Origin of the sequence: Pseudomonas beijingensis, from assembly GCF_030687295.1 — a bacterium.
GTDB classification, from domain to species: Bacteria; Pseudomonadota; Gammaproteobacteria; order Pseudomonadales; family Pseudomonadaceae; genus Aquipseudomonas; species Aquipseudomonas beijingensis.
In genome coordinates, this window is sequence record NZ_CP117425.1 from 3,464,378 (window position 1) to 3,486,107 (window position 21,730).

13 protein-coding genes, 1 tRNA gene and 1 pseudogene are annotated in these 21,730 nt (G+C 61.2%); 7 read left to right on the forward strand and 8 right to left on the reverse strand.

What is annotated here, in order from left to right:
* The 5 genes from PSH84_RS15730 to PSH84_RS15750 all read right to left on the reverse strand — a co-directional run bounded on the left by PSH84_RS15730 (position 1) and on the right by PSH84_RS15750 (position 5,427).
* Positions 1-1,023, reverse strand: a complete 1,023-nt coding sequence (locus tag PSH84_RS15730; protein WP_122568219.1) for an ABC transporter permease — start codon at positions 1,021-1,023, stop codon at positions 1-3.
* The gene (locus tag PSH84_RS15735) at positions 1,023-2,081 is read right to left on the reverse strand and encodes a microcin C ABC transporter permease YejB (protein WP_122568220.1); all 1,059 of its coding nucleotides are present in this window, start codon (positions 2,079-2,081) and stop codon (positions 1,023-1,025) included. The genes PSH84_RS15730 and PSH84_RS15735 overlap by 1 nt, the downstream gene beginning before the upstream one ends.
* Positions 2,081-3,949, reverse strand: coding sequence for an extracellular solute-binding protein (locus tag PSH84_RS15740; RefSeq protein ID WP_305470517.1), 1,869 nt, complete (start codon positions 3,947-3,949; stop codon positions 2,081-2,083). The genes PSH84_RS15735 and PSH84_RS15740 overlap by 1 nt, the downstream gene beginning before the upstream one ends.
* A gap of 230 nt (positions 3,950-4,179) precedes the next feature.
* Positions 4,180-4,461, reverse strand: coding sequence for a peptidylprolyl isomerase (locus tag PSH84_RS15745; RefSeq protein WP_305470518.1), 282 nt, complete (start codon positions 4,459-4,461; stop codon positions 4,180-4,182).
* 96 nt (positions 4,462-4,557) lie between these two features.
* Positions 4,558-5,427: an esterase/lipase family protein gene (locus PSH84_RS15750; protein WP_122568416.1), complete on the reverse strand. Its 870-nt coding sequence runs from the start codon at positions 5,425-5,427 to the stop codon at positions 4,558-4,560.
* 323 nt (positions 5,428-5,750) lie between these two features.
* Between PSH84_RS15750 and PSH84_RS15755 the strand changes: the two genes are divergently transcribed.
* Positions 5,751-6,812, forward strand: coding sequence for a hypothetical protein (locus PSH84_RS15755; protein ID WP_305470519.1), 1,062 nt, complete (start codon positions 5,751-5,753; stop codon positions 6,810-6,812).
* Between the two features lie 153 nt (positions 6,813-6,965).
* Here the strand turns inward: PSH84_RS15755 and PSH84_RS15760 are convergent, their stop codons facing one another.
* The gene (locus PSH84_RS15760; protein WP_305470520.1) at positions 6,966-8,036 is read right to left on the reverse strand and encodes a 3-deoxy-7-phosphoheptulonate synthase; all 1,071 of its coding nucleotides are present in this window, start codon (positions 8,034-8,036) and stop codon (positions 6,966-6,968) included.
* A 614-nt stretch (positions 8,037-8,650) separates the two neighbouring features.
* Between PSH84_RS15760 and PSH84_RS15765 the strand changes: the two genes are divergently transcribed.
* The 6 genes from PSH84_RS15765 to PSH84_RS15790 all read left to right on the forward strand — a co-directional run bounded on the left by PSH84_RS15765 (position 8,651) and on the right by PSH84_RS15790 (position 13,180).
* Positions 8,651-9,412: a carbon-nitrogen hydrolase family protein gene (locus PSH84_RS15765; protein WP_305470521.1), complete on the forward strand. Its 762-nt coding sequence runs from the start codon at positions 8,651-8,653 to the stop codon at positions 9,410-9,412.
* A gap of 7 nt (positions 9,413-9,419) precedes the next feature.
* Entirely contained in the window at positions 9,420-9,854 is a 435-nt protein-coding gene (locus PSH84_RS15770; protein WP_122568226.1) for a GNAT family N-acetyltransferase, read from the forward strand.
* A gap of 126 nt (positions 9,855-9,980) precedes the next feature.
* Entirely contained in the window at positions 9,981-10,622 is a 642-nt protein-coding gene (gacA, locus tag PSH84_RS15775; RefSeq protein ID WP_003200277.1) for a response regulator transcription factor GacA, read from the forward strand.
* 2 nt (positions 10,623-10,624) lie between these two features.
* Positions 10,625-12,448 (forward strand): excinuclease ABC subunit UvrC, encoded by a 1,824-nt coding sequence (gene uvrC, locus PSH84_RS15780; RefSeq protein ID WP_122568227.1) that lies wholly within the window; start codon positions 10,625-10,627, stop codon positions 12,446-12,448.
* Positions 12,449-12,480: 32 nt separating this feature from the next.
* The gene (gene pgsA, locus PSH84_RS15785; protein WP_018608070.1) at positions 12,481-13,041 is read left to right on the forward strand and encodes a CDP-diacylglycerol--glycerol-3-phosphate 3-phosphatidyltransferase; all 561 of its coding nucleotides are present in this window, start codon (positions 12,481-12,483) and stop codon (positions 13,039-13,041) included.
* 63 nt (positions 13,042-13,104) lie between these two features.
* Positions 13,105-13,180 (forward strand) — tRNA-Gly (locus PSH84_RS15790).
* 883 nt (positions 13,181-14,063) lie between these two features.
* Here the strand turns inward: PSH84_RS15790 and PSH84_RS15795 are convergent.
* Positions 14,064-15,422: a coiled-coil domain-containing protein gene (locus PSH84_RS15795; protein WP_305470522.1), complete on the reverse strand. Its 1,359-nt coding sequence runs from the start codon at positions 15,420-15,422 to the stop codon at positions 14,064-14,066.
* Positions 15,419-21,728, reverse strand: a pseudogene (locus PSH84_RS15800) (AAA domain-containing protein). The gene PSH84_RS15795 and the pseudogene PSH84_RS15800 overlap by 4 nt, the downstream one beginning before the upstream one ends.
* Between the last annotated feature and the right edge of the window lie 2 nt (positions 21,729-21,730).

Genomic DNA, 21,730 nt, shown 5'->3' on the forward strand with positions numbered 1-21,730 from the left:
TCAAGAGCGTGGATCAAAGGCGTCGCGCAGCGCCTCGCCGATAAACACCAGCAGGGAAAGAATCAGCGCCAAGGTGAAAAACGCCGTCAGTCCCAGCCACGGTGCTTGCAGGTTTTGCTTGCCCTGGGCGATCAGTTCCCCCAGAGAGGCGCTCCCGGCCGGCATGCCGAAGCCAAGAAAATCCAAGGCGGTGAGGGTGGAGATCGCCCCGGTAAGGATGAAGGGCAGATAGCTCAAGGTGGCGTTCATCGCGTTGGGCAGGATATGCCGCACGATCACCTTGCGGTCGGACAAGCCCAGAGCCCTGGCGGCTTTGACGTATTCCAGGTTGCGCCCGCGCAGGAACTCGGCGCGGACCACGTCCACCAGGGCCAGCCAGGAAAACAGCGCCATGATCCCCAGCAGCCACCAGAAATTCGGCTCCACAAAACCGGACAGTATGATCAACAGGTAGAGCACCGGTAGTCCGGACCAGACTTCCAGCAGGCGTTGCCCGAGCAGATCCACCCAACCGCCGTAATAGCCCTGCAACGCACCGGCGGCGATACCGATCAGCGCGCTGATGGCGGTCAGGGCCAGGGCAAACAGGATCGACACCCGCGCGCCGAAGATCACCCGGGCCAGCACATCCCGGGACTGGTCGTCAGTGCCCAGCCAGTTCACCGTCGAGGGTGGGCTCGGCGCCGGTTGATTGAGGTCGTAGTTGGGGGTGTCGTCGCTGAACGGGATCGGTGGAAACCACAGCCAGCCGCCGTCCTTGTGAATCAGGTTCTGCACGTAGCTGCTGCGGTAGTCGGCCTGGAACGGCAACTGCCCGCCAAACTCCTGCTCGGTGTAGCGCTTGAACACCGGGAAATACAGCGAGCCCTGATAGCTGACCACCAGTGGCTTGTCATTGGCGATCAACTCGCCGCCCAGGCTCAGGATGAACAGGCTGATGAACAGCCACAGCGACCACCAGCCCCGACGGTTTTTCTTGAAACGTTCGAAGCGTCGACGGCCCAAGGGAGAAAGCTTGAACATCAGGCATTCCTCGCGGCGAAGTCGATGCGCGGGTCCACCAGGGTGTAGCAGAGGTCGCCGATGAGTTTGATCAGCAGGCCGAACAGCGTGAAGATGAACAGCGAGCCGAACACCACCGGATAATCCCGGGACACCGCGGCCTCGTAGCTCATGCGTCCCAGGCCGTCGAGGGAAAAGATCACCTCGATCAGCAAGGAGCCGGCGAAGAACACGCTGATGAACGCCTGTGGAATGCCAGAGACCACCAGTAGCATCGCATTGCGGAACACGTGACCGTAGAGCACCCGCTGTTCGCTCATGCCCTTGGCCCGCGCCGTGACCACATACTGGCGGGTGATTTCATTGAGGAACGAGTTCTTGGTCAGGATCGTCAGGGTGGCGAAGCCGCCGATCACCAGCGAGGTGACCGGCAGCACCAGGTGCCAGAAGTAATCGGCGATCTTGCCCAGCGTCGACAGCGACTCGAAGTTGTCCGAGACCAGCCCGCGCACCGGAAACCAGTTCAGCGAGGTGCCGCCGGCGAACATCACGATCAGGAACATCGCGAAGAGGAACGCCGGCATGGCGTAGCCAATGATGATCGCCGTGCTGCTCCACACATCGAATGCCGAGCCGTGGCGCACGGCCTTGCGGATACCCAGGGGGATCGACACCAGGTAGGTGATCAGCGTTGCCCAGAGCCCAAGGGAAATGGTCACCGGCATCTTTTCCAGGATCAGGTCGGTGACCGTGGCACCGCGAAAGAAACTCTTGCCGAAGTCGAGGCGGGCGTAACTGCTGAGCATCAGCCACAGGCGCTCGTGGGCCGGTTTATCGAAGCCGTACTGTTTCTCGATGTCCTTGATCAGTTGCGGGTCCAGGCCGCGACTGGCGCGGGAACTGCCGCTCATCTCACTGCCCGAGCTGCCGACACTGCCGCCGCCGATGCCTTGCAGATGGGCGATGGCCTGTTCCACCGGCCCGCCGGGCGCGGCCTGCACGATGACGAAGTTCACCAGCAGGATGATTACCAGGGTGGGGATGATCAACAACAGGCGTCGCGCGATATAAGCCCACATCAATGCGGCCCTCCGGGTGTGCCGCGCCTGATGCGTTCGGCGCGCATCTGCTCGTTGGTCAGCGGTGTGGTGCTCACTTCCCACCAGCTTTCGATGGCCTCGTCATTGCTGGCCTGAACCTTTGGCATGCCGAAGCGGTTCCACCACACGGTCGAGCTGCCCGGCGGGTAATAGTTGGGGATCCAGTAGTAATTCCATTGCAGCACCCGGTCCAGGGCATGGGCATGGCGCAGCATGTCGGCTTGGGTGGTGGCCTTGACCAAGCCGTCGATCAGCGCGTCCACCGCCGGGTTCTTCAAGGCCATGTAGTTGTTGGCCCCCGGATCGTTGGCGGCCGCCGAACCGAAGTAATTATAGAGTTCCATGCCCGGCGAGGTGCTGACGGGGTAGCCGGTGATGATCATGTCGTAGTCGCGACTCATCAGGCGATTGACGTATTGGGACGCGTCGATGCGGCGGATGCTCATGTCGATGCCGATTTGCGCCAGGGTGCGTTTGTAGGGCAGTAGCAGGCGGTCGATACCGTTCTGGCTGTTCAGGAACGTGAAGCTCAGCGGTTCGCCCTCGGCATTCACCAGACGGTCGCCGTCGGGTTTCCAGCCGGCCTGTTCCAACAAGGCCAGGGCTTGCAGTTGCTTATCGCGGATCACGCCGCTGCCGTCGGTTTTCGGGGCCTGGAAGACCTGGGTGAAGACTTCGTCGGGAATCTGCCCGCGCAACGGCTCCAGAATTGCCAGCTCGCCGGCATCGGGCAGTTTGCGGGCGGCGAGGTCAGTGTTGGAAAAGTAACTCTGCTGACGCACATAGACGTTGCGCATCATCTGGCGGTTGCTCCATTCGAAATCCCAGAGCATGGCCAGGGCCTGGCGCACGCGGCGGTCCTGGAACTGCGGTTTTTGCAGGTTGAAGACAAAACCCTGGGCGGTTTGGGGCGCCTCTTTGGCCAGGTGGGCTTTTTGCAGACGGCCGTCCTGCAGGGCCGGGCCGTCATAGCCGATGGAATAGCCGGTGGCGGAAAACTCGCGATTGTAGTCATAGGCGCCGCCGCGCAGCACTTGGCGGGCGACGTCGGTGTCGCCAAAGTACTCGATGCTGAAGTGGTCGAAATTGTAGAGCCCGCGACTGACCGGCAAGTCCTTGCCCCACCAATCGGCATTGCGCTCGAACGTGATGCTGCGCCCGGAATCGACCTTGCTCACCCGGTAAGGGCCACTGCCCAGTGGCGCCTCGTAGCCACCGCCGTTGGCGAAATCGCGGGTCTTCCACCAATGTTCGGGAAAGACCGGCAGGGTGGCGATGTCGAGGGGCAGGGTGCGGCTTTCGTTGTTCTTGAAGTTGAAGCGCACGGTGCGCTCGTCCTCGACCACGACGTCCTTGACCGCCGCGAACTGGGTGCGATAGCGCAGGCTGCCTTGGGTCATCAACAGCTCGAAGCTGTAGCGCACATCCTGGGCGGTGATGGGCTTGCCATCGGCGAAGCGGGCCTTGGGGTTCAGGTAGAAGCGCAGTGACAAGCCATCGTCGGCACGCTCCATCTTCTGCGCCACCAGGCCATAGACGGTATAGGGCTCGTCCAGGGAGCGCTGGGCCAGGGGCGAATACAGCATCCCGTCGATCTGGCTGACGCCGATGCCTTTGTCGATGTAGGGCAGGATGTGGTCGAAGTGACCAATCTCCACAGCCGAGCGGCGCATGGTCCCGCCCTTTGGTGCCTGGGGGTTGGCGTAGGCGAAGTGGCCGAAGCCTTCGGCATATTTGGCGGGTTCGCCATAGACGGTCAGGGCATGTTGCGGTGCCGCATCGACGGCGGCAGCGCCTGTCAGCAGGACCACGGCAATCAATAGCAGTGAAGGGAACGCCAGTCGCATTGTCAGCCTTAGAGCCGGGTGATCGATGAGACGATTTGTACGCGAGCGGCGCCTGAATCGCCAGCCCTTGTGGCGAGGGATTATCTGTAGGAGCAAGGCCTGTGGGAGCAATGCCTGTAGGAGCAATGCCTGTGGGAGCAAGGCTTGCCCGCGATTGCTGCGCCGCGGTCCAACAGCTGTTCCGCGTTATCGTTCATCGCGGCGGCAAGCCTTGCTCCCACAAGGGACCATCAATTCTGGCGGCTGGTGACTTCCAGCAGGTGGTAGCCGAACTGGGTCTTGACCGGGCCTTGGACGGTGTTGAGCGGTGCGCTGAACACCACGGTGTCGAATTCCTTGACCATCTGGCCCGGGCCGAACGAACCCAGGTCGCCGCCCTGACGGCTGGACGGGCAGGAGGAGTTGGCCTTGGCAATTTCAGCGAAATCGGCGCCAGCCTCGATCTGGGCCTTGAGTTCGTTGCACTTGTCTTCGGTGGAAACCAGGATGTGGCGGGCAGTGGCTTTGGCCATGGGGCAAATTCCTTTCGATGTATTTAAAGGTGCTGAGCCTACCGGATTCATTGGCGGGGTGTTGTCAAAATTGCGTCAAAACCTTGGGCTTGGCGATCAAAGGCCGGCTTTGCGCAAGCGCTCGGCGTGGCGCAGGTAAAGCTCTGTGGGGGCTACCCCCTTGCATGTCTTGCCGCCTCCCGGGCTGATAGCCTCCAGGTGGTCCATGGGATAGTCGGAGCGAATGACCTTGCCCAGGTGCGAGCTGAAACGCCCGACCAGACCGTCGTTCTGCCCGGCTTCGGTGATGAAGTACTCGGAAAAGGCCCGGCAGAAAGCCTGCAAAGGCTCTTGTTCTTCGTCCGTCGATTTTCGCAGCGTGCCGCTCCACGAGTAGTAGCGCACGCCGTTGACCCTGGCCGGGCCGTCCCCGCCCCAGTGCTTCGGCAGGCCCTGGGGATATTTGTCATTGAAGGCGCCCACGCCCTCGGTGGTCAGCGTCGCCAGCGCGGCGACGGCGGCCGGCGATAGCTGCGCCTGGCCGTTCAAAAATGAAATGAAATCGGCGAACAGCGTGGCGACGCCTCTCGCCACATGCCCTGGCAGCCGTCCGGGAGTAAGGGCCTTGCGCAAGAAGTCGGCCAGTTCAGAACCATGATTGGGGCCGCTGACCGACGTGACCGAGGCCACCCTGTCGGGTGCCAGCGCGGCGGCATAGCGAGCGGCCAGCGCACCCTGGCTGTGGCCGATCAGGTTGACCCGGGTGGTGCCGGTGCCGACCAGCACCCGATCGATCTGGGCCAGCAGTTGTTCGCCTCTGGCCTCGTTGGAGTGGATGGCCGACAAGTACGGGATGAACACCCGAGCACCGCCTGCGCGTAGGGCCTGTTTGATGCCATGGAAAAGTTCGACGCCGCCGACCTTGTCAAACCCGAACAACCCATGGACCAACAGGATGGGAAATTGAGTGGTTGCATTCCGTTGCATGTTCGTACCTTTTTCGAAGAGGTTCACCTTGAGTTTGCGACTTCACTCTAAAGCAGGCTCATCCTGTGCGGTGTAGGAAGAAACCGCCCTGATCCAAGGAAACCGGCATAAAAAAAGTGGGAAGAGAGCGAAGTAATCCGCCGCTACTTGAGGATGTAGGAGGCCTCCTATAGCCGCTGTCGTTTGCAGCTACAGGTTCGAACGCCAAGGACCACTTCAGCTGTCGTCTTGTCTGGCAGCGGGTTTGGCGCGAGCGGGTTTTAATGGCTCCCCCGGGCACCGTTATGCAAACGATGCCTTCATCCAAGGACTGGAGCCTGTACATGATCACCTATCCATCGCTTCAACGATTCCGTTCAACCTCTGCAACAAGGCTGCCGCCACCGGTCCTGGCAGCGGCCAGGGACGGGGTGATCAACCCCGCTTGGCGCAACACCGTGGTGACCGTCAAGCCTTATCCCATGATGACGTGTGGGGATGAGGTGTTGCTGCGTTGGCACGGCCTCAACAACGATGGCGAACCCTACCGGCATGACGTGGCCGGGTTCGTCACGGAGCGGCAGGTGGGGCGAGACGTTGTGTTCGTCGTGCGCGAACCGCATATCGCCGAGTTGGACGGCGGCTCGCTGGAGATCTCCTACCAGGTGACGGGCAAGCGGTTGCCGACCGCGCTGGTTTCGGAGCACCTGCAACTGGAGATCGGCGATGCATCGCCGCAACTGCTGCCCGCCATTGCCAACGATGCGGTGGGAGGCAGCCTCGATCCGAACCGGGTGCCTGAAGGCACCTGGGTGAGCATTCGACCCTACGCCAGGATGGCGGTCGGCGATCGCGTGATCCTGACTGCCAGCAAGGATTTCAAAGCGCTGTGGCGCGATGTACTGGATATAGAAGCTCATGCGGTTGGCCGTGAGGTATCGCTCTGGATCGATCATTCGCTGATCGCGCCCCATGTGGGACACGACCTGGCCTTGGCTTATGTCGTCAGGCGTGGACACTCGGTGCGTCGGGCTGAGCCTTTGTCGTTGCATATCGGCCCGCTGCAGCGCCCTGCGCTGAAGGCCCTTCAGATTCGGGAGATGAACGAAGGGTGGCTGGAGGCCGACGAGCTGCAAGAGGGGGTAACGATTGTCATCGATGATCCCGGGCTTGAGGCGGGCGAGCTGGTCTGGTTGCAGTGCAACGGCAACTCCGCTTATGTCCTGGAGCGCGAAATCACTGAGGCCACGGCAGGTAAACCGGTGGTGTTTGTGATGCCTGCAAGTTACTGGCAGGACCAGCGCGGCAGGTCGGTGAGTGTGTTCTATCAGGTCGAGCGCCTGGATGACGTCAGCCAGCGGTCCGAGTGGGTGACGGTCCGGGTGCGTTCCAAGACGCTGATCTAAGGCCTGCACAGCCTTTGTGGGAGCGAGCTTGCTCGCGATGACATTGGGTCAGGCAACATCAATGCTGGCTGAACTGACGCCATCGCGAGCAAGCTCGCTCCCACAAAGGGGCCCATGCTTACCCCTGGTTCCAGGGGAAGGCGGGTTCGGGACTCAGGCGGGCAATTGCAACCGGCGATGAGCCTCGCGCAACAGCTGCTCGGTGGACTCCCAGCCCAGGCAGCCATCGGTGACCGAGACGCCGTAGCGCATCGACGGACCCAGTGGCTGGCAGCCTTCGAACAGGTGGCTTTCGAGCATCATGCCGATCAGGGAGCGGTTCCCTTGCAGCCGTTGTTCCAGCACGTCATTGAACACCTGCGGCTGGCGCAACGGGTCTTTGCCGCTGTTGGCGTGGCTGCAGTCCACCATGATCCGCGCCGGTATCTTGAGGCGGGTCAGGTCACTGTGTATCTGCGTGACGCTCTGGCGATCATAGTTCGGTCCGCGATGGCCACCGCGCAGCACCAGGTGGGTGTCGGGGTTGCCCGGTGTCTGGATGATCGCCGGATGTCCCTGGCTGTCGACGCCGAAATGCCGATGGGGGTGGGCGGCAGAGCGCATCGCATCGCAAGCAATGCCAACCCCGCCGTCCGTGCCGTTCTTGAACCCTACCGGCATGCCCAGGCCGCTGGCCATTTCCCGGTGGATCTGTGATTCGGTGGTGCGAGCGCCAATGGCGACCCAACTGAGCAGGTCATCGAAGTAACTGGCGGCCATGGGTTGCAACAGTTCGGTGGCGACGGGCAGGCCCAGTTGCAGCATTTCGCGCATCAGCTCCCGGGACAAGGTCAGGCCGGCGGCCATATCGTCGCTGCCATCCAGGCTTGGATCGTAGGCCAGGCCTTTCCAACCCACAGTCGTGCGGGGCTTTTCCACGTAGGCGCGCATGACCAGCAGCATGCTGTCGCTCACTTCGCGGGCGAGGCGAGCCAGGTTGGAGGCGTATTCGAGGGCGGATTTGGGGTCATGGATCGAGCAGGGGCCGACGATGACCAGCAGGCGGGAGTCTTCACCGTCTAGGATCGCGCGGATCGCCTGGCGATGGGCGTCCACTTGGTGGCTCAACGCGGTGTTGAGCGGCAATTGATGCTTGAGTTGCAACGAGCTTGGCAGACGCAGGGTCAGGGCTTCGTTGGCAGGGTTGAGCGTGGACAGCGGCAAAGCAGAGACGGACGAATTCATGATTTTGGCTTCCTGGACGGGCGGCGGGTTCGTTCCCGCGCCGGTCCTAGTGGGGTGTTCGACAGTTGGCCGTATGGGCCCGAAATTGAGGCTTGCCACCGGTAGGTGACCGATCGGAGGCGGCAGGCTGTCCCGAGCGGGGGCTGGTAAATCGCCAGGCGGAAAAACTGTCGTAACGGTAATAAGTGGCGTAGTTCATGGCTCAATCCTCAAGTTGTCTGGTGTTGCGAATGTCTGGGGCCGGAAAAACAAAACCCCCGGTCGGGAGGCCGACCGGGGGTTTGGAAAACTCTGGAAGGCGACCCGTTTAAAGTGGGCGCCGGTTGGGTATCAGGCGCGCCAGTGGCTAAACCAATACCCAAAATAAAAGCTGACCGGAGTTTGAACACTGTTCGCCCGGGCAGCCGCAACCGAGCGCGGGGCGCTGGCGGTGTTAAGCGGTGAGAGGGCGTTGAACATGGTCTGTCTCCGATGAATGGCCCTGAGCTTACTAGAGGGCGGGGCGGCGGTTCAATCAGAAAATTCTATCGAGGGCATGCAATTGTTCGCTCTGGCTTGAGTCCGCCGGGCTTTATGACACACTTCAGGTTTGCACCACCTCCCAGGGATGACCCATGACCGTTCCAGCCTTCGCCGCCGCCCAGTCGATTTCCGTCGCGGGAGACATTCGCACCAACCTCGCGTGTCATCAGCGTTTCATGCAGGCTGCCGCTGAGCAGGGCGTGCAGTTGCTGGTCTTCCCGGAATTGTCGCTCACCGGTTACGAACGTGGCCTGGCGGCGGATCTGGCGATCCTGCCGCAGGATGCCGTACTGCAACCGCTGCGTGACCTGGCGCGGGAACTCGGCCTGACCGCCGTGGTGGGCATGCCCATTCGACTGTCGGCCGACGCTCCGGTGTTGATCGGCGCGTTGGTCCTCGGCGCTGACGGCTCCCTCGGGGTGTACAGCAAGCAACATCTGCACCCAGGGGAAGAAGTCGCCTTCGCTCCGGGCCATGGTGGCTCGATGCTGACAATGGGGGAGGATCACATCGCCCTGGCGGTGTGTGCCGATTTTTCCCACGCCAGCCATGCGGCCGCGGCAGCCGGGCAGGGCGCTACGCTGTATGCAGCGGGGGTGTTGATCACCGAGGGTGGCTACGTGGCCGATACGACGTTGTTGCAAGGCTATGCCCGACAGCATGCCATGACCGTGCTGATGGCTAATCATGGCGGCGTCACTGGCGGTTGGGAATCGGCTGGCCGCAGCGCCATCTGGGGCCCTGATGGCTCGCTGCTCGCAGCGGCGCCAGGCACGGGCGAGCTGTTGGTGGTTGCCCGCCGCGACGCCAACGGCTGGGCCGGGCAAGTCGTGCCGGTGACCAACGGCGGATGAAGTCCTCATGAGCTTTGAGTGGCGTGCTGCAACGAACGGGGACATCGACTTCGCCCGGCAACTGACCTGCGACAACATGCTTCCTTATTACCTCAGGCATGATTTGCTCTGGCAGGACGAAGCATTCGATCTGGCCTGGATCATTCGCCAGAACTGGATAATCAGCCGTGCAGGCCAGGCGCTGGGCTTTGTGAGCCTCAGTCGTGATGCCCGGGCGTTGTATATCCGGGAGTTGCAGATAAGCGAGGCGTTCCGCGGGCAGGGCGCCGGGACCTGGGCGATCGGACAGGTTTGGGACCTGGTGGCGCTGGAACGTCGGCCGGCGCTGCGCCTGACGGTGTTCAAGGATAATCCGGCCAGGGCGTTGTACGAACGCATGGGGCTGCGTGTCGTGGGCGAGGACGAGTGTTTCCTGAGGATGCAGCGAGACGTCGGTGCTTGAAGCCTCGGATGCCGTGCCGATAAAGATGCGTTGTAACTTTTATCTGTCCCTTTGCGCTAGGTCTGCCGGATGCTTTTTGCTAAGGTGTTGTGCAACCCAAATAAGACCAAATCGTGAGGTGTCTGCTTGATTAGGGTGTTAGTGGTCGATGACCATGATCTCGTCCGTACGGGCATTACACGAATGCTGGCTGACATCGATGGCTTGCAGGTAGTTGGCCAGGCTGAATCCGGGGAAGAGTCCCTGATCAAGGCGCGTGAATTGAAACCCGACGTGGTGTTGATGGACGTCAAGATGCCCGGCATCGGCGGTCTTGAAGCCACGCGCAAGCTGCTGCGCAGTCACCCGGACATCAAGGTGGTCGCGGTGACCGTCTGCGAAGAGGACCCATTCCCCACCCGGCTGTTGCAAGCGGGCGCGGCGGGCTACCTCACCAAGGGCGCCGGCTTGAACGAGATGGTCCAGGCCATTCGTCTGGTTTTTGCCGGGCAACGCTACATCAGCCCGCAGATCGCCCAGCAATTGGCGATCAAGTCGTTCCAGCCGACCAACGATTCGCCCTTCGATGCACTGTCGGAGCGGGAAATCCAGATTGCCCTGATGATTGTCGGTTGCCAGAAGGTGCAGATCATCTCCGACAAGCTGTGCCTGTCGCCTAAAACCGTTAACACCTACCGTTACCGTATCTTCGAGAAGCTTTCGATCAGCAGTGACGTCGAATTGACACTGTTGGCCGTGCGCCACGGCATGGTCGATGCCAGCGCCTGAAAATGACTGAATTGTTTGATCCCAGCGCGTTCCTCTCCACCTGCAGCGGTCGCCCCGGCGTGTACCGCATGTTCGACAGCGACGCGCGCCTGCTTTATGTCGGCAAGGCCAAGAACCTCAAGAAACGCCTGGCCAGTTATTTCCGCAAAACCGGCCTAGCGCCGAAGACTGCCGCCCTGGTGGGGCGCATCGCGCAAGTCGAAACGACGATCACCGCCAATGAAACCGAGGCGCTGCTGCTCGAGCAGACGCTGATCAAGGAATGGCGCCCGCCGTACAACATCCTGCTGCGCGACGACAAATCCTACCCTTACGTGTTCCTGTCCGACGGGGCCTTTCCGCGCCTGAGCATTCATCGCGGGGCGAAGAAGGCCAAGGGGCGGTATTTCGGCCCTTACCCCAGCGCCGGCGCGATTCGTGAAAGCCTTAGCCTGCTGCAGAAGACCTTCTTCGTTCGCCAGTGTGAAGACAGCTACTACAAGAATCGCACCCGGCCCTGCCTGCAGTACCAGATCAAGCGCTGCAAGGCGCCTTGCGTGGGGTTTGTCGAGCCGCAGGTCTACGCCGAGGACGTGCGTCATTCGGTGATGTTCCTGGAAGGGCGCAGCAATGCGCTGACCGACGAGTTGTCGGCAGCCATGGAGGACGCGGCGGTCAACCTTGAGTTTGAACGGGCCGCCGAGCTGCGCGACCAGATCGGCCTGCTGCGCCGGGTGCAGGACCAGCAAAGCATGGAAGGTGGCAGCGGCGATGTCGATGTGATCGCCGCGTTCATCAACCCGGGTGGCGCCTGCGTGCATTTGATCAGCGTGCGCGGTGGTCGCGTGTTGGGCAGCAAGAACTTCTTCCCCCAAGTGGGTATCGAGGAAGACGTGGCCGAGGTCATGGCGGCGTTTCTGGGCCAGTACTACATCAGCAGTCCGGAACGCGACTTGCCTGCCGAGTTGATCGTCAACGTGGTCCATGAAGATTTCCCGGCCCTGATCGAAGCCATCGACAAGCTTCGCGGTCGCGAACTGACCATCAGCCACCGCGTTCGCGGCACCCGTGCCCGTTGGCAGCAACTGGCCGTGACCAACGCCGAACAGGCCCTGGGTGCGCGCCTGGCCAACCGTCAGCATGTGGCGGCGCGGTTCGATGCCCTGGCCGATGTCCTTAACCTGGACGAGCCGCCGCAACGGCTGGAGTGCTACGACATCAGCCATTCCAGTGGCGAGGCAACCGTGGCGTCCTGCGTGGTGTTCGGTCCGGAAGGCCCGATCAAGTCCGATTACCGCCGTTATAACATCGAAGGCGTCACGCCCGGCGATGACTACGCGGCGATGCACCAGGCATTGATGCGACGCTTCGGCAAGCTGAAGGACGGGGAGGGCAAGTTGCCGGATATCCTTCTGGTGGACGGCGGCAAAGGCCAGTTGTCCATGGCCCGCGATGTGCTCAATGAGCTGATGGTCCCCGACCTGATCCTGCTGGGCGTGGCCAAGGGCGCGACGCGCAAGGCCGGCTTCGAGACCTTGTACCTGAACGATGCCGCCCATGAGTTCACCCTCAAGGGCGATTCGCCGGCGCTGCACCTGATCCAGCAGATCCGCGACGAAGCCCACCGTTTCGCCATCACCGGACACCGTGCCCGTCGTGGCAAGACGCGCCGTACGTCTACACTGGAGGGTGTGGCAGGCGTCGGTCCGACGCGCCGTCGCGACTTGTTGAAACATTTTGGTGGATTGCAGGAACTGTCTCGTGCCAGCATCGAGGAGATAGCCAAAGCACCCGGTATCAGTAAAAAGCTCGCAGAGTCGATTTATGCAAACCTGCACAGCGAGTAGAATGCCCGTCAACCTTGTAGCCAGTTGTGCCGATGAATATCCCAAATCTGATTACCGTTCTACGCGTCCTGCTCATTCCGATCTTCATATTGCTGTTCTATTTGCCGTACCACTGGAGTTACGTGGCCTCCGCCTCGGTCTTCGCCTTCGCCGCCGCGACGGACTGGCTGGATGGTTACCTGGCTCGACGCCTGGAGCAGAGCACGCCGTTCGGTGCCTTCCTCGACCCGGTGGCCGACAAGCTGATGGTCGCGGTGGCCTTGGTGCTGCTGGTACAGGAACACGGCAACCTCTGGCTGACCTTGCCGGCGGCGGTGATCATCGGCCGCGAAATCGTCGTCTCGGCGCTCCGTGAATGGATGGCCGAGCTGGGCGCCCGCGCCCAGGTCGCGGTGTCGAACCTGGGCAAATGGAAAACCGCCGCGCAGATGCTGGCGCTGGTGATCCTGCTGGCCAACCCGTCGGACTTCAGCTTCTGGGTGCTGTTGGGCTATGCATTGCTGCTGGTTTCCGCTGGGCTGACGCTGTGGTCGATGGTCCAATACTTGCGCGCCGCCTGGCCGCATCTGCGGACGGATGTAGAGCCCAAATAAAACTTTTTTGAATCAAAGGGTTGACGGCGTAATCTGAATCTATAGAATGCGCCACACCAAGACGCGGGAATAGCTCAGTTGGTAGAGCACGACCTTGCCAAGGTCGGGGTCGCGAGTTCGAGTCTCGTTTCCCGCTCCAAGATTCAGAAAAAAGCCACTCAGATGAGTGGCTTTTTTTGTGCTTGAAATTTGGAAGCGTCGATATATCCAGCAGTACGGGGGAATTATCCCATTCAATCGCTCAGGAAGGCGTTCCAGATCCTTTCGTTCAATGGAACAAAGCAAGCTTGCTCAAATCTGAGATGCCGCGCGAGGTTGTCCCACGCGATACCTTGTTTTTGGCCTCTTATCGACAATGTGCAGTTTTGACGGCGCATATCCCTCAGCATCGCTTCGAAATCATGTATGAGCGCCGCCTGACGTTAGAGAGGCAGCCAAGCGACGCTTAAAGTGAGAGGATTATTTGCTGCGAGACTTGCCTGCGTCGCTACGCTTGTCTCGGATTTGGCCATCCTGGTTCCGGGAGCGAGGCTGTTCTCCACCTCCTGGCTTCGGAACGTTGACGTTTTTATTGATTGGGCGTCGATCAGTCATCGTTAAATCTCCTACGTCATATGGGTATATCACACATGCAGGATTGGAATGGCAGGTCGAAACACATCATGTAGTGTTTTTTGCCGTTCGCAAGCACAACATAGTCCGCTTCGTTCGGCTTCGCAAGACCCTATTTCTATTTTTAGGTTGCTAGATGTTGTCCTTTATGTTTTTTCATCGACACCAGATGTGGTGTTGTGCTGCTTGATCTATGTGGAAACCAGTATGTTGAACTTGCTACGCAGAATACGGCAGGGTCGTACCCGCTGGCTCTGGTCGTTGTGCTACGCAAGTAGCGCTCAGAAATAACTTATCTGTAGCGATGAGGCGGGCTCAACTACGCCCTAAGGTGGTAGCTACAAGACCCGATGCAAGCTCACACGGTTCTGAGTGCCTAACGGCAGAGCACGTCGACAACAGCTTGCGGTTTACTGATGAAGAGTCTTTTGCTGACCTGTGATTGTTCCCACGTCCGGCAGGGAGATGTTCGTTTCTTTAAGCGGGACCTCACCTACCGAAAGCGCACGCTCGATAAGTAATTCGCTGCCCCTGTCTTCCAACAGGGTCTGTAACCGCTGGAATTCGCCGCACCAGATGGTTTCTATGTCGCGATCCCGCGCCTTGTCACGATCGCTGCTGAGGGCTACGGCGCGAACCTGCAGACGGCCATTGTCGGCTTTGCCACCCACTTCTACTCCGTAGCCGGGGATAGCTGTTTTGCGCAGCACGACCTTGCCGTTTTCTGCCCAGGCAGTGGCCATGCCTTCGCGCACTTCGTAGCCGAGGCTGGCCAAGCCGTCGAGCACGGCTTCGCGGCGGGCGAGGGCGGCCTGGTCCTGTAAGTGGGACGCGATAAGCGTTTTACCCTGCGCGATCAGTCCGGTGGTTACCGAGAGTTCGGTGTCGGTTGTACAAGCGCCAATATGACCGAGCAAGGTCGCGTGTTCGATGCCTGTGTAGGTTTTGACTTCGCTAGCCAGATCCTGCAGTTGTTCGAGGCGCTCGCGTTGGCGTCGGACGTTTCGGGCGGACGCGGCGAGGTCGAGTACTAGGCTGTCGAGCAGCAGGTTACGCCGCTTGGCATCGGTTTCCGTTTCAGCTCTTTCCAGTGCCAAGAGGAACGGCGCGGCACACTCAGCGCCTTGCAGCAGTTGCAGCTCCACTATGTGGCGGTCAATGCGTAGCAGCCGTACGTCGCGCGTTGCATCCGGTTCCCGGGCCGCAATCCATTCGCGCAGGGAAACCTCGGGTTCGTCGACCTTGAGTTGCTGCGCCAGGCTGCGTTGGGTATCGCTCAGTGTTGGCTTCTCGCTTGCCTTGCTCAAGTGGGCGAAACCCTCGGCCAGCAGACGCTCGGCATCTTCCTGACTAGCACCGTTGGCCAATCGTGAGAGGGACTCCAGCAAGGCTTGATCGACGCTTTCGGGGTTGGCTTGCAAAGCATCAAGCAGGATTTTTGCGTTTTCATGGACGCGTCGGTCGCGTTGGCGTCGCTCAGCGGCGCGAATGATCGCGCGTTCTTCGCGGTCTTCCAGGTCACGGCGCAGGTGCTCGATCTCTACTGGCACGGCCTTCTGCAGTTCCGCCAATCGGTCTTCCGCCAGCAGAGCGCGAAGGCGAGCGTGTCGCTCCAGGGAGGCGGAGCGCTCCTGTTCGCTGAGTTCTCCAAGTCTTGTAGCCTGTGTCTGCCAGCGGTCCGCGGCGCGCTCCAGCCGTTGCAGGTGGCCTTCACAAATGGCGATGATTTCTTCGCGGGTAACAATGCGAACGACCTTGGGACCACTCATTGGCAGATTTCCGTATCAACTGAAGTAGGGCTGGGTTGCAGCGGCTGCTCGACTTGCATGGCGTGTTCGATTGCTTCACGCAGCCGCGAGCGTTCGCTGTCGCCGTTGTGATACCAGGCTTGTGACGACACACGGTGGATGTGCGGGATGGCGCGGTGCAGCACGGACGGGCGCCAAATTTCCCGGGCGCGGGCACGTTCCAGCAGATTGTGGCAAGGCGCATCGCACTCGATGCCGATTGCATACAGGCCCGTGTCTGGATTCTCGATGGCGAAATCGAGACCGAAAGCGTCGCCTTCACTGGCGGGAGCGGCCTGCCATCCCAGGGAATGAATGAATTCACCGACCAACCTGACAAAGCCATCACGTTGCTGACCTTGCTCACGATGCTGGCTGCTGCGGTCGGTCTGCAGGCGCTCCAGCAACTTGGTGCTGTTGCTGAACTCGCCCGAGGAGAGCGCGCGAGCATATTCCAGATAGCCTTGCAGATAGTCTCGCGGGCTGTTGGGGGCACGGTGCGTGTTGAGCATGTCGGAGATATCGGCGATCGGCATCGACGTGATCATTACCACCTTACGCCGCGCGCGGGTCACCGCCACGTTCAGGCGTCGTTCGCCACCCGTCTGCCCCAGTACGCCGAAACTTCGGCGGAATGTGCCTTGGCTGTTGCGACCGAAGGTGGAGGAGAAGACGATGATGTCGCGTTCATCCCCCTGCACGTTCTCCACGTTCTTGACGAACACCGACATGTCCTCGCCGTCTTCGCTGCGCTCGCGCTCCTGGGTGTAGGCGGCGCGGAACAGTTCATCCTGCTCAGCCCGCCGCTCCAAGTGCTCCTCGATGAGGTCGGCCTGCTTGCGGTTGAAGGTGACGACACCCACCGAGGGTCGCTGGTCGTAAGGCTGCTGCCACAATTCGTTCAGGTACTCGACGACCCGTTCGGCTTCTTGGGCGTTACTCTGGTTCTGATACAGCCCACCGACCTGGATCAGCTCCAGCGGCTTGATGCGCTGGATGCTCGCTAGCGGGTGACGGACCGGAACGTTCAGGCGATTGCCATAGAACGAGGCGTTGGAAAATCCGATCAGTTCACGGTAGGCCGAACGGTAGTGGATTTGCAATGTGGTGCTGGGCAGGGCGTTGCGCGCCAGCTGCAGCAGGTCGGGGCAATCCTTGATCTCACGACGGTTCCAAGTATCTTCGAACGCTTCGCGCTGTTCCTCATCCGCATCTTCATCAGGTTCGTCGCCGTCAAACACTTCGGCTTCGTCGCTTTCGATGCGACTGGAAAAGAATGCCGTCGGCGGCATTTGCTTCTCGTCGCCGCTGACAACAGTGACCTGGCCGCGGAACAGGGTTGGCAGGGCGAACTCAACCGGCATCTGTGAGGCTTCGTCGTAGATAACGGTATCGAACAGGCCTGCCTTGAGCGGTAGCACACGGCTGGCGACGTCCGGGTTCATCAACCACACCGGGCGTAGGCTCATCAGGCCTAAGTTACTGCCCAGTTCAATGAATTCGCGCAGGCGTCGTGAGCGTTTGCCAGTCAGGCGAGTGACATCCTCCCATTGTTTGCGGTTACCCAGGTGATCAAGGTTGATGGCTTTGGCCAGCAGCTCGCGATTGAGCAGCCGCATCTGCGCATCGGCTTGCGCGAGGCTGGCGACTTTGGCACGGGCTTCGTCCTGGCTGAACAGCAGTTCGGGATTGGTTTGCTCGACGCGGTGTTTCCAACCCAGTCGAGCTTCGCGGTTGAGTAGGCGCCGCACCGCGGCTTCAAGCTGCTCGGGCGCAATGTTGTCCAACTGTTCCTGGCGTTGGCGCAGCAATGCGAGCAGCTCGAGGTCGGCTGCTGTCAACTGAGTGGCGCGCCCGCGGAATGCCTGGTAGGCGGCCAGGAAGGGCAGCGCTTCATGCAGCCGATCAAGAGACAGTTGATTGCTCAGATTGTGCTCGATGGCGTGCTGCAGTTGCTGCACCAGCTCATCGCCCAGCCAGTCGCCGAGGATCTTGAGTTGCTCGAGGCTGGATTGGCGAACGCCATGGCGCATCAGCGAAGCATCGAGATCGCTGAGCAACGCCTCGAGATGTTGTTTGTCGCCGGCGAGGGCGGCCTCGTCGGCCTGCCGGGCGCGAGGCGATTGCGCCAACGCCATGGCCAGCGCCTGGATTTCCAGCAGGTGACGGATGTCGCTCTTCACGAAGCTGATCAATTCCAGGCAGGCTTGCCGACTCACAGCTTCCAGTTCCAACGCCTGGTGCAGGGTGCTCAGCTCGGCGCGCAATGGTCGCCACTGGCTTTCAATGCGGATGGCTGCCTGTAGGGTTGGTAGCGCTTCACTAACACGGCTTTCCCCCTGGTCCTGAAGGAAGTTGCGCAGTCGCTTGCGCCGCAGCAGATGCAGCGGATTGATGTTCGCCAACCAGGGACCGGGCAGCCATAACCTTGGTACAGTCTTGATCCAGATGCCTGAGGGCCTTGTTTTCGAGCAGGCAGAGGGCCGGTGACAAGGCGGGGGCGTAGTGGTCCTGATCCAGTTGGCCGAGTTGCTGGTCCAGTTGCTGTAGTTCGCCGAGAATCGACTCTCCCCGTGGGGGTGGGCCCGCTTCGCGGCTGCGGAAAAGCGGTAGCCACCGCGCAAGGCGCAGACGTTGCTCTTGCTTCAGGTCGAGCAGGGCTGCGACATGGGCCGCTATCCAGTTACGGTACGGCATCGGGTCGTCGATTTCGAAGCTGGCAGGGTGTGCTTGCAGCGTGGCCTGACGGTTGTGTTCGGCTTGGGTGAAGCTGTGCAGATTGTCGGTGAAAGCCTGCAAGGTCGCCCGGTCGGCGGCGAACGACTGCAACTGGGCCAATGGACTGCCTTCGTAGCGCGCGGGCAACCACAGGCGAATCAGAGGGGCGCAGCTTTCCTCCAAACGGGTCAGGCTAGCGAGGTCCAGGGAGGCCAGGCGTTGGCGCAGGGCCGGAAACTCGAGCGGGGCCGGGCCGGATTCCAATTCAATCAACTCGCCGAGCAGCCTGCGATAACTGAGGCCGGTATTTTCATCCAGGCGATGCAGACTCTGGTGGAAGCGGTCGAGCTCGCCCTCCAGGGCCTCGATGCGGGCCGCGACCTGTTCGCGCTGGCGCTGCCAGCCCTGCGGCTGGCTGCCGTTCGTGAACAGGCTTTCCAGTTGTTCGCGAATATTGCGAATGACGGGTTCGCGGTCGCGGTTGACGTCATTGAGCATGACGATGCGTTGGCCAAGGCCTTCGGCGACCAGGCGTTTGTACACGACCTCCAGCGCAGCATGCTTCTGACAGACGATGAGTAAGCTGCGCTGGCGGCCGATGGCGTCGGCGACCATGTTCACGATGGTCTGGCTCTTGCCGGTTCCGGGCGGCCCCTCGACCAGCAGTCCCGGGCTTTGTCGGGCCTGGATCACGGCCGCTTCCTGGGAGGGATCGCTGGCCACGGTGAAGTAGCGTTGCAGCTCGCTTGGTGGTGCCGCGTGCGTGGTTTCATCGGCGGTCTTGAGGCGCAACGCCGTTTCCAGGCCGGTACCGGCGGGCGACAGGGTTTTCAGTTGGCGCAGGTCTTCACCAATGGCTTGCCCCATGAAGGTCACGTGAAACAGCACCGCCGCGCAGTCCAGCTCGTCTTGGTAGGGCGCGATCTCCACGGTGCTCGCGGGCAGGTTGCCAAGGGTGCGTGAGCGGATGGTGGCGAGCATGCCGAAGGCGTCCATCACATCCGCCGCACGAATTGACGAGCGGCCGAGCAGTTCATCGGCGGTCTTGCGCCAGCGTTTGCAGGTTTCGGCGCCGAGCACGCTTTCCAACGCCGGGTTGAGTCGCACTTCTTCACGCTCACTGTCAAACGCCAAGGCGGCGTGACCACGAGAACCCAGCTCCAGCAGTAGTTTCACTGGCCACAGTAGGAGCGGGATGATCCGCGTACGCGTGGTGCCGCGAGGGTCGCGATTGAGCAGGAAAGGGAAGCCCAGGTACAGGCCGTCGATACCGGTGTCGCGTTTGTACAGCGCGCTTTGCCGGTACAGGGCATGCAGGCGCGATTCCAGCTGGCCGTTGAGCTGAAAACTCTCTGGGTCTAGGTTCACTGCCCGGGCATTACGTTGCAGCAGGTGATCGAGCAAAGCCGCGGCCGGACTGCGCTCGCTGTTCAGTTCACTGATGTCGACCCGTGCGGTGGTCTTGCCGATGCTCATACGCACCAGTGGCCCGCGCATCACTGCGGTCACCACCTTCTTCTCGAAGAAGTCGAGAATCTGTGAGACGTACTGCTGTTTCTGTGGTTCCAGCCAATGACTGGACGGAATAGCCAGCAACACCAGTGCCTGAGCCAACGGCATACGTCGCTCCAGGCGGAACTGCTCGGCCCACTCGTCCACTACCGGCACGCCACAACGGGCAAAGCCTTGGATGCGCTCATCGACACTGCGGTACAGCTCAAGTCGCGAATGCAACAGCAGTTGGGTCGCCGCTTCGGAGTCGAACCAACCGACATCGGCAGCTCTGGCCAGCTCGGCGGCGGACTCTACTATCGAGGCCCCCGAACGGAACTGACTGATCGCCGCGCTGAGCAGCACGATCAGATCTTCTTCGGCGATCACCCGGCGCTCCGACAGTGAGGACAGTCCCGGATGGTCGGTGTCTGGAAACAGGCGTTGGCGCTCTTGCCATTGCGTGGACAGCTTGGCGCGCGAGGTCGATAGCAGGAATATCCGCAGTTGCTCTTCGACCAACTCGATGTGTTGGTGCAGGGCACGCTGACGTACGTTTTCGGCGCGGGATTTGAGACGCGACAGCCAGTTGTCGGTCTGCAATTGCTCAAGCAGGTCCGGGACCGACCCGCTGATCAGGCGATAGCCTTCCAGTGGGTGCTCCAGTAGCCATCCTGGTGTGACGATGTCACCACGATGAATCAACGGGATTTCCGGATTGAGGATTCTCAGCGCCAGCATTAAACGGAAGTCGTCCTCAATCCCTTCGTGCTGAACGACCTGACGCAAGCCAGCGACCAGAGAAGGGGCGAGACCGACCTGCTCGGTCCAGGTCACGATCACACCGCGCAGCAAATGGTCCAAGGCCTGTTGCCAGTTATCCGCCTGGGCTGCCGCCAGGGCGAATACGCCGGGCTTGTGGAAGCGGCGCTCGCCCAGCAGTAGGGTCGCGCCTTCACCATCGTCCGTTTGCTGGACGGAAGAGGCCGGAGCCTCGACCATAATACCGTTGAGCCAGCCTTCGACCTGCGGCCATTGCCAGCGCTGATGACGGTCGCGTGCCAACAGACCTCGCAGCAGCAGGTTCAGGCGCGGGTCGAGGTTGTCGGGGATCGGTACTCCGTTGGCCAGCACGTGAATAAGAAATGCATTGGCATTGATGCCGTCGAAGCAAGCGCCCTGGGTTAGTTGCTCGAGCAGGATCATACCCAGGCTCCACCAGTCCGAGGCAGCCGCAACGCCGCCTGCGATGGCTTCGGGTGCCATGTAGCGGCTGGTTTCCAGTGGCGATACGATGTCCAGGTCGAACTCGGACAGGCGTGCCGAGCCGAAGCCGCTGATGACCAGGTCCAGCGGTTCGCGGGAACGCACCAGCAGGCTGGCTGGGCGCAGGTCACGATGGCGCAGGCCAGCCTCGTTGAAAGCATGCAGCGCCAGGCCCAGTTCGTTGACCACATGGTGCACGCTGTCGCTGTCGCGGATCACGCTGCCAAGTTCTGCCAGGGTCCCGCCGGTGAGTTCTTCAATGACCTCATAGGCACGGTCATCCCAGCGGCCGGTGGCAATGATTTCGGGTACGTGCTCGCGTGGCAGTCGGCGGATCACATCATAGATCGCCGGGTCCGGTTCGGCGCCGGGTCGATACAGGGTCAGGACCGCCTGTTGCGCGGTTTCCTCGTGCTCGGCGAGGTAGCGCTCTCGCACACCGTCGGTGCTGCTGATCTGACGGATCAGGCGCCAACCATCGATCAGGCTCTGGGGGATACCCTCTGGTTCGCTGCTGTCTGGCCGGGCGTCGTAGGACGTTGCTTGCGCAGGTGAGCTGCCACATTCAAGGCACATCAGGTCGCCATCGACCATCGGGTGCCCATTTTCGCAGAGCAGGTCAGGGGCATTCCCCTGAGTCGGACTGACCGGCGGGAGGGTTTGCTCCGTGACGACGGCATGCGGCCGCCAGCCGGCGGCATGAATGGGTTCGCCAGCGAGGTCCCAGCCGCAGGGTTGTTCCTGAATGAGCCCTTCGCAGAACATTTCCTGGAGGGCGCGCTCGGTTTTGCAGTTGGGGCAGAAACGTATCATGG